This window comes from Rhizobiaceae bacterium (assembly GCA_023953845.1).
Classification (GTDB): Bacteria; Pseudomonadota; Alphaproteobacteria; order Rhizobiales; family Rhizobiaceae; genus Arvimicrobium.
On record JAMLJC010000001.1, the window covers coordinates 2,927,697 to 2,939,122 of the forward strand.

Here is an 11,426-nt window from a genome sequence, read left to right on the forward strand (position 1 = left end):
GGCGGCAAGGCGCCGGATACCCCTGTCTATATTGTTGGCATCGCACAATTTTCGCGCTTGTCGCCATCCGCAATCGTTAATAGGCTTGCCTTCAAATCCGGCCGTGAAGGACCGCTGTGCGAGCCGGGAACGATTGAAACAGAGGAGAAACGAATGATCCGCACCGCGCTTCGGCTTTCCGCCGCGACGGCTTTCGCGGCGCTGTTCACGCTGGCCGCCAACGCCCAGGAACGCGTCGTCAACGTCTTCAACTGGTCGGACTATATCGATGACTCGATCCTTGCCGACTTCACCAAGGAAACCGGCATCAAGGTCGTCTACGACGTCTTCGATTCCAACGAGATCCTCGAAACCAAGCTGCTGGCCGGGGGATCGGGCTACGACATCGTCGTGCCGACCGCCAACTTCCTGTCGCGCCAGATCCAGGCTGGCGTCTTCCAGAAGCTCGACAAGTCCAAGCTCCCCAATCTGACGAATATGTGGGACGTGGTCTCCGAACGGACCGCGCGCTACGATCCCGGCAACGAATACTCGATCAACTACATGTGGGGCACGGTCGGGCTCGGCTACAATGTGAAGAAGGTCAAGGACGCGCTCGGCGTCGACTCCATCGACAGCTGGAACGTCCTGTTCGACCCCGAGAACGCCGGGAAGCTCGCGGATTGCGGCATCTACGTCCTCGATTCCCCGAGCGACGTATTGCCGACGGTTCTCAAATATCTCGGCATCGACCCGGACTCGAACTCCCCGGACGATTTCGCCAAGGCCGAAGAGGTCATGATGAAGGTCCGGCCCTACATCCGCAAATTCCATTCCTCCGAATACATCAACGCGCTCGCCAATGGCGACATCTGCCTGGCGGTCGGCTGGTCCGGCGACGTCTTCCAGGCGCGCGACCGCGCGGCCGAGGCGGATCAGGGCGTCGAGGTGGCATACGTCGTGCCGAAGGAAGGCGCGGAAATGTGGTTCGATCAGATGGCCATTCCCGCCGATGCGCCGCATGTCGAGGAGGCGCACGAGTTCCTGAACTACATCATGAAGCCCGAAGTGGTCGCCAAGGCGTCCAATTTCGTCTTCTACGCGAACGGCAATCTGGCCTCGCAGCAGTTCATCGACAAGGAAATCCTCGAAGACCCGGCGGTGTATCCGGATGAAGCGACGCTGAAGAACCTGTTCACGGTCGGCGCCTACGACCCGAAGATCCAGCGGATCGTCACCCGGACCTGGACGAAGATCACCACCGGCCAGTGAGACGACAAAGGCCCGGCTTCTCGCCGGGCTTTCTTCTTGGGACTGAGGGGACGTCATGCAATCACTCGGAAGCATCCGCAGAAGCTTCGCGCCCTGGACCGATCCGGCAGCGAAGCCCTACATCTCCTTCGAAAACGTGACGAAGAAGTTCGGCGACTTCACCGCCGTCAACAACCTGTCCCTGACCATCTTCGAGCGGGAGTTCTTCGCCCTTCTCGGCGCGTCCGGCTGCGGCAAGTCCACCCTGCTCCGGATGCTCGCGGGCTTCGAGGAACCGAGTTCCGGACGCATCCTGCTCGACGGGCAGGATTTGCGCGGCACGCCGCCCTACAAGCGGCCCGTCAACATGATGTTCCAGTCCTATGCGCTGTTCCCGCACATGACGGTCGAGGCCAACATCGCTTTCGGCCTCAAGCAGGAAGGCATGCCCGCCGACCAGATCAGGGCGCGTGTCGCCGAGATGCTGAAGCTCGTCAAGCTGGAGCCCTTCGCCAGGCGCAAGCCGCACCAGCTTTCAGGCGGCCAGCGTCAGCGCGTGGCTCTGGCCCGATCTGTCGCCAAGCGCCCCAAAGTGCTGCTGCTCGACGAGCCGCTCGGCGCGCTCGACAAGAAGCTGCGCGAGGAGACGCAGTTCGAACTGATGGATCTGCAGCAGAATCTCGGCCTCACCTTCGTCGTCGTCACGCACGACCAGGAGGAGGCGATGACCATGGCCGACCGCATCGCCATTCTCGACAAGGGGCAGGTGATGCAGGTGGCGACGCCGGCCGAGATCTACGAGGCTCCGGGCTCGCGCTTCGTCGCCAACTTCGTCGGCAACGTCAACATGTTCGAGGGGAAGGTCGCCGCGCGCGACGCGGACACCGCGCGCATCACGGGGGCGACCGGCGCGGAGATCGTCGTCGCGAACGCCGGCGACGCGGCCGCCGGCAACACGGTGGCTTTCGCGATCAGGCCCGAAAAGATCAGGGTGTCCTCGAAGAAGCCGGACAATGCCGGCGTCAACGCCATGGAGGGCGAGGTCTACGATATCGCCTATCTCGGCGACATGACCATCTACCATGTCAGGCTCTCCGACGGGCAGGTGGTCAAGGCCGCCGCCCTCAACGCCGCACGCGTCACCGACGATCCGCTCACCTGGAACGACCGCGCCTGGATCTCCTTCCAGCCCGATGCGGGCGTCGTGCTGACGCGTTAGAGACATTGCTCTAGGAGGGAAGAATGGCCGAAGCAGCGATCTCCGCGCGCGAGGCGCAAGCCGCACCGGGCGCCTTCAGCAGCATCGTCTCCGCCGTCACCGGCCGGCTGGTCATCGCCATCCCCTATGTGTGGCTGCTGGTGTTCTTCCTCGTCCCCTTCTTCATCGTCTTCAAGATTTCGCTGTCGCAGACGGCGATCGCCATGCCGCCCTATACGCCGGTCATCGGCGTCACCGATTTCTTCGAGAAGATCGGGGAACTGTCCTTCGACAATTATGTCTGGCTGACCGAGGACGCGCTCTACTTCAACGCCTATCTGTCGAGCCTGTGGATCGCCGCCGTCTCGACGCTGCTGACGCTGCTCATCGGCTATCCGATCGCCTACGGCATGGCGCGCGCGCCGGCCACCTGGCGGCCGACCCTGCTGATGCTCGTCATCCTGCCTTTCTGGACCTCGTTCCTCATCCGCGTCTACGCGTGGATCGGCATCCTGAAGCCGGAGGGCCTGCTCAACCAGCTGCTGCTGTCGCTCAACGTCATCGACCAGCCGCTGATCATCCTCAACACCAACACGGCGATCTTCATCGGCATCGTCTATTCCTACCTGCCCTTCATGATCCTGCCGCTCTATTCGGCGCTGGAGAAGATGGACTACACGCTGATCGAGGCCGCCAACGATCTCGGCTGCCGGCCGACCTCGGCGTTCTGGAAGATCACTTTTCCGCTGTCGCTGCCGGGCGTCGTCGCGGGCTGCCTGCTGGTCTTCATCCCTGCCGTCGGCGAATTCGTCATTCCCGATCTGCTCGGCGGCTCGGAGACGCTGATGATCGGCAAGACGCTGTGGAACGAGTTCAACGCCAACCGCGACTGGCCGGTGTCCTCGGCCGTGGCGATCATCCTGCTGCTTCTGCTGGTCGTGCCGATCATGTTCTTCCAGCACTTCCAGGCCAAGGCGCAGGAACAGGGGAGGTGAGGCGATGAACCCGACTTGGAGCCGTTTCAACATCGTCTCGATCGTGCTCGGCTTTGCCTTCCTCTATTTGCCGATCGTCATCCTCGTCGTCTTCTCCTTCAACGAGTCCAGGCTCGTCACCGTCTGGGCGGGTTTCTCGACCAAGTGGTACGTCTCGCTGATGCAGAACCAGGGGCTGCTCGACGCCGCCTGGGTGACGGCGCGGGTCGGCCTGCTGTCGGCAACCTTCGCCACCGTCCTCGGCACGCTCGCGGCGCTGGCGCTCACGCGCTACACCCGATTCCGTGGAAGGGTGCTGTTTTCGGGCATGGTCTTCGCGCCGCTGGTCATGCCGGAGGTCATCACCGGCCTGTCGCTGCTCCTGCTCTTCGTCGCCGTCGGCCTCGACCGCGGCTTCGTCACCGTGACGCTGGCGCACATCACCTTCACCATGTGCTTCGTCGCGGTCGTCGTGCAGTCGCGCCTGATGACCTTCGACCGTTCGCTGGAGGAAGCCGCAATGGACCTCGGCGCGACGCCGGTGAAGACCTTTTTCCAGGTTACGCTGCCCGTCATCCTGCCGGCCATTATTTCCGGCTGGATGCTGGCCTTCACCCTGTCGCTCGACGATCTCGTCATCGCCAGCTTCACGTCCGGTCCGGGCGCGACGACCCTGCCGATGAAGATTTATAGCCAGGTGCGCCTCGGCGTGACGCCGGAGATCAACGCCGCCTGCACCATCCTGATCGGCATCGTCGCGGTCGGCGTGCTGGTCGCTTCGGTGGTCAACAAGCGCCGCGAGGTGCAGCGCGCCCGTGACGAGCAGGCGGCACAGCGCGGATAGCTTTCCAGCGGGCCTGTTTCAGTCGATCTTGCGGGGCAGTGCCGGCGAGATGAACGGTTTCGACCACGTGCCGCCGACGAAGAAGCCGGGCGGCTGTGCGGTCGGCTCCGTCTGGCTGCTGTTCATTATCGTTCCGGTCAGCGCAAGGCCGCGTCCCGCATAGGAAACGACGCCCGAAAGCGCGATCGTGTTCTGCCCCGACCTGATTTCCGCCTGGTCGAGCCGCGCGACATTGGCGGCGATGGTTGCCTTGAGGTCCAGCCGGTCCACGGCGAGGGTGCCTTGCGCGACCTCGTCGAGCGCGAAGAAGCCGCCCTGCTGCGTCTTGGCGACGAATGCCGCGAGATCGATTCCGGGCAGGGTGCCTGCACCGAAATTCGCGGCGAGCGTGCCGCCGAGCGCATCCGTGAAATGGTCCCAGTCGCTCACCGGGCCTTTCAGCATCAGCGAGAAGCCGCCGCGGCTCGCCGGCACCGCGCGAGAAAGGCCGAGCGCCTGCGCGAATGCGCCACCGTCGATATCCGTGGCGCGTATGCTCGTTTCCACCTCGACCCCGTTATCCCGGCGGTCGAAGCGCATTCCCGCCTGGATAGATCCGTCGAATGCGCGCGCATCCGAGACGTCGAAGACGGCCAGACCGTCGCGGATCTGCGCCGTCGCAGCGACGTCCGCGAGCGCGATCTGGCCGGCATTGGCCTGTGCGGCGGACATTCGCAGGTCGAGATTGATCGGGGGGGTGAAATAGGGATCGATCGCGCCTGTCGAGCGCGGATCTCCGTCCGGCGCGAAGGCGGCGAACAGCGCGCCGAGATTGGCCTGCTGCAGCGCAAGCGTGCCGGACAGGGCGGGCCGTGGCGCGTCGAGAACGAGTTCGGCGGCCCCCGTGCCGGTGCTGCCGTTCGCCGTCATCTGCAGGCCTTCGAACTTGATGCGATGGTAATCGCCCTGCACCTGTCCGCGTATGCTCACGGCATCGAGGTCGGGCGAGCCGACGATGCCGGTCTGCGACCATTCCAGCATGCGCCGCAGCGACGAGGTGGAGAAGGCTGCCTCGCCCTGGAAGAAGGGCTGGCTGGACAGGTTGATCGTGCCGTCGAAGGTGGCATTGCCCGGCGCGCCCGCAAAGGCGACATTCGTGCGCGCAGTGCCCCCGGCCAGCAGCAGCATCGGCTCGGTCGAGGACAGTTCGACGATCACCGACTCGCCGCGCCATACGCCCGAAGCGCGCAGCGACCCGCTGCGGTCGAGCCGCGGCCATGAGATGACGCCTTCAAGGGAGCCGACGATCGTCGCTTCGTCCCGCGCGTCGACGATGCTGCCGCTGAAGAACTCGACATCGCCGAAGGGATCGCCCGGCAGGTTCGTCGCGTCGCGGTCATCGGCGTTCTGGGCCATCAGCACCTGTGCGTCCTTGACGGCGTTCGCCATCCTGCCGCCGCCGGGCAGGCGCGGCAGGTAGATGCCGGAGGCGTCGGGCTCCACGCGCAGCACCGGCTTCAGCAACCTCACTTTGGTGAAGTAGATGTCGCCGGTCAGCGCGGCCATGGGCGACAGGCTGATCAGCATCTGGTCGGCCGTCATCACCGGCGGGCCGGGCTGCGTCCACTGCGCCAGCTTCACCCCGTTGAGCACGGCGCGGAACGGAAAAAGCCGGACCTCCGGGTCCGAATCGATCGAGACCTGATAGCCGCTCCAGACGCTGAGCTCGAAGGCGATCCGCTCCTTGACGATCCGCGTCGAGGCGACGAACGGCACGATCACATAGAGGAAGATCGCGACGATCAGCAGGGCGCCTGCGCCCCACAGCGCCGGGCGCGCATTGGATCGGGCAAGCCGGACGATATCGAGAAGCTTCTTCTGCACGCGCGCACACGAGAGCGGTTTGTCGCCGCAGTCAAGTCTTTCAAGGCAATATGGTCCGGCGAAGGCGTGTCCATGCTTCATGCGCCGGGGCGCGCGCATGTCTTGCGGATGGCCGTCGCGCTATGCATAAGGACGCGGCCTAACAGGAGTTTCGCGATGTCAGACACGCCGCTTTGGAGTCCTTCTCAGGAAAAGGTGGCGCAAAGCAATCTGACGGCCTTTGCCGCGAAGGCAGAGCGGATCGCGGGCAGGCCGCTTTCTGACTATGCCGATCTCCACCGCTGGTCGATCGAGGAGCGTGGGGCCTTCTGGTCGCTCGTCTGGGACGAGTTCGGCGTCATCGGCGAGAAGGGCGGGCGCGATCTGGTCGACGGCGACAGGATGCCCGGTGCGCGCTTCTTCCCCGACGCGACGCTGAATTTTGCCGAGAACCTGCTCAGGAAGACCGGGCCGGAGGATGCCATAGTCTTCCGCGGCGAGGACAAGGCCGGGAAGCGGCTGTCATGGGACGAGCTTCACGCGCTGGTCTCGCGGCTTCAGCAGGCGCTGATGGCGGCCGGCGTGAGGGCCGGCGACCGCGTCGCCGCGATGCTGTCCAACAGGCCGGAAGCCGTCGCCGCCATGCTTGCGGTCACGTCGCTGGGTGCTGTCTGGTCCTCCTGCTCGCCGGATTTCGGCGAGCGCGGCGTGCTCGATCGTTTCGGCCAGATCGAGCCGACCGTGTTCTTCGCGGTCGACGGCTACTGGTACAACGGCAAGCCTGTCGACGTATCGGAAAAGGTTGCCGCCGTCGCTTCGCAGCTGCCGGGCGTCAGGAAGACGATCGTCGTCGATTATCTGGGCAAGGCTGATGCCGTGGCGGCGTCGACGCCGCGCGGAGAGTCGCTGGCGGCCGCGATCCGGCCTTTCGCCGCGAAGCCCGTGACCTTCGCGCGCGTCCCCTTCGGCCATCCGCTCTATATCCTGTTCTCCTCCGGCACGACCGGAATCCCGAAATGCATCGTGCATTCGGTCGGCGGCACGCTGCTCCAGCACATCAAGGAGCACCGCCTGCACGGCGACATCCGCGAAGGCGACCGGGTCTTCTACTTCACCACCTGCGGCTGGATGATGTGGAACTGGCTGGTGTCGGGCCTCGCATCCGGCGCGACCCTGCTGCTCTTCGACGGCTCGCCTTTCGCGCCGAACGGCAATGTCCTGTTCGACTATGCCGACGCAGAGAAGATGACCTATTTCGGCACCTCGGCGAAATTCATCGACGCGCTGCGCAAATCCGGGCTGGAGCCGAAGAAGACACACGATCTCTCCACTGTGCGCACGATCTCGTCGACCGGCTCGCCGCTGGCCCCGGAAGGCTTCCGCTTCGTCTATGACGGCATCAAGGAGGACGTGCATCTGGCCTCGATCTCCGGCGGCACCGACATCGTGTCGTGCTTCGTCCTCGGCATCCCGACCCTGCCGGTGTGGACGGGCGAGATTCAGGGCGCGGGCCTCGGCATGGCCATGGACGTCTGGGACGACGACGGCAAGCCGGTGCGCGGCGAAAAGGGCGAACTGGTCTGCACCAGCGCCTTCCCGTCCATGCCCGTCATGTTCTGGAACGATGCGGACGGCGCCAAGTATCGAGGGGCCTATTTCGAGCGCTTCGACAATGTCTGGTGTCATGGCGATTTCGCCGAGTGGACGGCGCATGGCGGCATGATCATCCACGGGCGCTCCGACGCCACGCTGAACCCCGGCGGCGTGCGCATCGGCACGGCGGAGATCTACAATCAGGTGGAGCAGATGCCGGAGATCGCTGAAGCGCTCTGCATCGGGCAGGATTTCGACAACGACGTGCGCGTCGTCCTGTTTGTGCGGCTGGCGGACGGCGTGACGCTCGACACGGATCTGGTGGAGCGGATCAAGCGCAAGATCAGGACCGGCGCCAGTCCCCGCCACGTGCCGGCGAAGGTGGTCGCCGTGCGCGACATTCCTCGCACCAAGTCCGGCAAGATTACCGAGCTCGCCGTGCGCGACGTGGTGCATGGCCGCGCGGTGAAGAACAAGGAGGCGCTCGCCAATCCCGAGGCGCTGGAGCTGTTCCGCGATCTGCCGGAGCTTGCCGGCTGACGGGCACCGGCATGGTTAGGAAAGCGTCACCTTCGAATTTACCGAGATTTCACAGGTGATACACATTCCTAAATTTTCGCGGCGGACGTTAACCGGTCGGTAACAGATGCGTCCGATATTCGTGCGTGAACTTAAGGAATTCTTGCTTTGGCTTGGAAACCTTTCGCCGACCGCGTGACAGCATTCTGACTCCAGGCGCCTCTTGCAGGCGCCTTCTTTTTTCGATGGCTGCGTCGCCCGCGTCAAAGCGAGGATGTCTGATCCTTCGCCAGTGCGCTGGACAGGATGATGACCGGCACCGTCGCCGTGGCGATGATGACCAGCGCCGCCGCTGCGCCGTCCTGCGGCGCGGCCCGCGACGCCTGCTCGTAGACATAGGTGGCGAGCGTGCCGAAGCCGAACGGCCTTAGCAGGATCGTCGCGGAAAGCTCCTTGACGGTGTCCACGAAGACGAGGACCAGCGCCGTCAGGATCGCTGGCTTCAGCAACGGCAGGATCACGGTCGCCGCGCTTGCTCCGGGCGAGCGGCCGAGGCTGCGCGCCGCCTCGTCGAGATTGGGCGGAAGCTTTTCCAGCCCCGAACGGATTGCGCCTTCGGCAAGCGCGATGAAGCGTATCGTGCAGCCAAGCACGACGGCTGCCGCCGTGCCCGAGGTCAACAGCCCGGTCGAGAGGCCGAACTCCGCCCGCATCAGCGCATCGAGCCCGTTGTCGAAGCGGGTGAGGCCGATGAAGAGACCGAGGCCCAGAATGCCGCCGGGCAGGGCGTAGCCGACCGAGGCCAGCCGCACCAGAAGGTTCATGCCCGCGGAGCGCGCGACGCGCATGCCGTTCACCAGCATAAGCGCGGCGCAGACGGTCAGTACCGCTGTCGCCGTCGCCGTCGCCACGGAGGTCACGAAGGCTGAGGCGAGTTCGGGCGCCGCGAACTGCTCCAGGCGGCGCAACGCATACTGTCCGAAGACGAAGACGGGGATGCCGAAGCCGACGAGGATCGGCGTCAGCGTCGCGGCCAGCACGGCGAAACCGCGCCAGCCGGCGAGCCGGACGCGCGGATGACGCGCCTTGAGCTGCGTGGCGCGGGTGTTGTGAAAGCGCTGCCGTTTGCGGCTCTGCTGCTCGATCAGCATGAGAAAGACCACGAGCACGAGCAGCAGCAGCGCCACCTGCGCGCCGCCTTCCAGACTGCCGCGGTTGAGCCAGGTCGAATAGACGGCGAAGGTCAGCGTGCGCACGCCCAGATATTCCGAGGCGCCGATGTCGTTGATCGTTTCCATGAGCACCAGCGCGACGCCGGCAATGATGGCGGGCCGCGCCACCGGCAGCAGAATCCGCAGGAACACGCGCATCGGCCGCGCGCCGAGCGTTCGCGCGACGTCGCCTATGTTGCGTCCCTGCATGAGGAAGACGATGCGGGTGGTGAGATAGACATAAGGGTAGAGCACCGAAATGAGCACCAGCGCGGCGCCCCCGGTCGAGCGGATGTCGGGGAACCAGTAGTCGCGGATCGTCTGGAAGCCGAACAGGCCGCGGATCAGGCTCTGCACCGGACCTGAATAGTGAAAGAACTCGGCGAAGGCATAGGCCGCGAGATAGGCCGGAACGGCCAGCGGCAGCACCAGCGCCCACGAGACGACCCTGCGCAATGGAAAATCGAAGGCGACCACGGCCCATGCGGCAAGGACGCCGATGAAGGCCGTCCCGATCGCCACCAGCGCAAGCAGCACGATCGTCGTCATCGCGGCGGCGGGCAGCACGTTGCGGACGAGATGCGGCCAGTCGCTTCCCGAGCCCGTCAGCGCGATTGCCGCGAGCGACGCCAGCGGCAGAAGCACGATCGCGGCGATGACGACGGCGATCGCCACGCTCCCGCGATGCGCGCTGCGCCGCGCCGGCGGCCGGCGGTCGATCGCGTCGCCCGGCGGCGTCCCCGCATCTGTTGTCCGCGATTGCGCGATCATGCCACTGTTTCAAACGGCAAAGGCCGGACCCGAAGGCCCGGCCTGGATTGGCTGGATGATGGCGCCTCGCTCAGCTGCTCGGGCCGTCATCGAGGCCGACGCGGTCGACCATTTCCGACGCCGCCTTGCGGTTCTTGGCGATGTCTGCCAGCGACAGCGTGTCGGCCTTGAGTTCGCCGAAGCCCTTGACCGTCTCAGAGGCTTCGAGACCCGGCTCCACCGGATATTCGTAGTTCTTCTCGGCGTAGATCTGCTGCGCCGCGTGGCCGGACAGGAATTCGATGAGCTTCACCGCATTGTCCTTGTTCGGAGCGTGCTTGGCGAGCGCGGCGCCGGAGATGTTGACATGGGTACCGCCGGTTTCCGTGAAGGTCGGGAAGAGCACGTTGATGGCGTTGCCCCACTCCTTCTCCTTCGGGTCCTTCTCGTTGTTGCGCATCAGGCCGACATAATAGGTGTTGCCGAGCGCGATGTCGCATTCGCCGGCCGCGATGGCTCCGGCCTGCGGGCGGTCGCCGCCGTCGGGCTTCTTGGCGAGGTTTGCCTTGAGGCCCTTCATCCACTCCTCGGTCTTCTCCGGACCCCAATGGGCGATTGCCGCCGAGAACAGGGCGAGGTTGTAGTCGTGCTGGCCGGAGCGCATGCAGATCTTGCCCTTCCACTTCGGATCGGCCAGATCCGCATAGGTGATCGCGGTGTCCGTCACGCGGTCCTTCGAGGCGTAGATGACGCGGGCGCGCTTGGTCAGGCCGAACCAGTGGCCTTCCGGATCGCGATATTCGGCGGAGATGTTCTTGTTGACGATCTCGTCCTCGAGCGGCTGGGTGATGCCCTTCTCCTTGGCGGCCGTCAGGCGGCTGATGTCGACGGTCATGATGACGTCGGCGGGGGAGTTCTCGCCTTCAGAGGCGATGCGCTCCTCCAGCCCCTTGTCGAGGAACAGCACTTCCGTCTGGATGCCGGTTTCCTTGGTGAACTCGTCCAGGACCGGCTTGATCAGTTCCGGCTGGCGATAGGTGTAGATGTTCACCTTGCCGTCCGCCAACGCCGCGCCGGCGGTGGTGCTGGCCAATGCCAGCGCGACGAATTGCAGGAGCCGTTTCATGTTTATTCCACCTCCTTGGGCCGTAGCCTTGAAACCTTCGGTTTCCATTCAGGAAACACGGGGCTTATTGCCGAACGACGCATGAGGGTCAAGTGAAAGTCCAATGATTTCAACTGTTTAGAAGAATTCCAAACTGGAT

8 protein-coding genes are annotated in these 11,426 nt (G+C 64.7%); 5 read left to right on the plus strand and 3 right to left on the minus strand.

All coding sequences use genetic code 11. From position 1 onward, the window contains the following. Positions 1-153: 153 nt before the first annotated feature. Genes M9955_14270 through M9955_14285 form a run of 4 tightly spaced genes read left to right on the plus strand, consistent with a single transcriptional unit; the run spans position 154 to position 4,246 of the window. Positions 154-1,251, plus strand: coding sequence for a polyamine ABC transporter substrate-binding protein (locus M9955_14270; GenBank protein MCO5082805.1), 1,098 nt, complete (start codon positions 154-156; stop codon positions 1,249-1,251). 55 nt (positions 1,252-1,306) lie between these two features. Further along, positions 1,307-2,449 (plus strand): ABC transporter ATP-binding protein, encoded by a 1,143-nt coding sequence (locus M9955_14275; protein MCO5082806.1) that lies wholly within the window; start codon positions 1,307-1,309, stop codon positions 2,447-2,449. 23 nt (positions 2,450-2,472) lie between these two features. Then, positions 2,473-3,423, plus strand: a complete 951-nt coding sequence (locus M9955_14280) for an ABC transporter permease subunit (protein MCO5082807.1) — start codon at positions 2,473-2,475, stop codon at positions 3,421-3,423. 4 nt (positions 3,424-3,427) lie between these two features. Then, positions 3,428-4,246 carry an ABC transporter permease subunit gene (locus tag M9955_14285; protein MCO5082808.1) on the plus strand — a complete coding sequence of 273 codons (819 nt, stop codon included), beginning with the start codon at positions 3,428-3,430 and terminating at the stop codon, positions 4,244-4,246. A gap of 18 nt (positions 4,247-4,264) precedes the next feature. Here M9955_14285 and M9955_14290 read toward each other — a convergent pair whose 3' ends face one another. Then, the gene (locus tag M9955_14290; protein MCO5082809.1) at positions 4,265-6,109 is read right to left on the minus strand and encodes an AsmA family protein; all 1,845 of its coding nucleotides are present in this window, start codon (positions 6,107-6,109) and stop codon (positions 4,265-4,267) included. A 156-nt stretch (positions 6,110-6,265) separates the two neighbouring features. Here M9955_14290 and M9955_14295 point away from each other — a divergent pair, with 156 nt between their 5' ends. Beyond that, the gene (locus tag M9955_14295; GenBank protein ID MCO5082810.1) at positions 6,266-8,221 is read left to right on the plus strand and encodes an acetoacetate--CoA ligase; all 1,956 of its coding nucleotides are present in this window, start codon (positions 6,266-6,268) and stop codon (positions 8,219-8,221) included. A 242-nt stretch (positions 8,222-8,463) separates the two neighbouring features. On the opposite strand, the gene M9955_14300 is transcribed toward M9955_14295, so the two are convergent. Both M9955_14300 and M9955_14305 read right to left on the minus strand, forming a co-directional pair. After that, positions 8,464-10,182 carry an iron ABC transporter permease gene (locus M9955_14300; GenBank protein MCO5082811.1) on the minus strand — a complete coding sequence of 573 codons (1,719 nt, stop codon included), beginning with the start codon at positions 10,180-10,182 and terminating at the stop codon, positions 8,464-8,466. Positions 10,183-10,252: 70 nt separating this feature from the next. Continuing rightward, a complete protein-coding gene (locus M9955_14305) occupies positions 10,253-11,287 on the minus strand; it encodes a Fe(3+) ABC transporter substrate-binding protein (protein MCO5082812.1) in 1,035 nt (344 codons plus the stop codon). Positions 11,288-11,426 lie beyond the last annotated feature (139 nt).

Excerpts from the sequence above, each read along its gene's own strand:
- M9955_14305 (MCO5082812.1), bottom strand. The coding sequence starts at position 11,287 with ATGAAACGGCTCCTGCAATTCGTCGCGCTGGCATTGGCCAGCACCACC.
- M9955_14275 (MCO5082806.1), top strand. The coding sequence starts at position 1,307 with ATGCAATCACTCGGAAGCATCCGCAGAAGCTTCGCGCCCTGGACCGAT.
- M9955_14270 (MCO5082805.1), top strand. The coding sequence starts at position 154 with ATGATCCGCACCGCGCTTCGGCTTTCCGCCGCGACGGCTTTCGCGGCG.
- M9955_14280 (MCO5082807.1), top strand. The coding sequence starts at position 2,473 with ATGGCCGAAGCAGCGATCTCCGCGCGCGAGGCGCAAGCCGCACCGGGC.
- M9955_14300 (MCO5082811.1), bottom strand. The coding sequence starts at position 10,182 with ATGATCGCGCAATCGCGGACAACAGATGCGGGGACGCCGCCGGGCGAC.
- M9955_14295 (MCO5082810.1), top strand. The coding sequence starts at position 6,266 with ATGTCAGACACGCCGCTTTGGAGTCCTTCTCAGGAAAAGGTGGCGCAA.
- M9955_14285 (MCO5082808.1), top strand. The coding sequence starts at position 3,428 with ATGAACCCGACTTGGAGCCGTTTCAACATCGTCTCGATCGTGCTCGGC.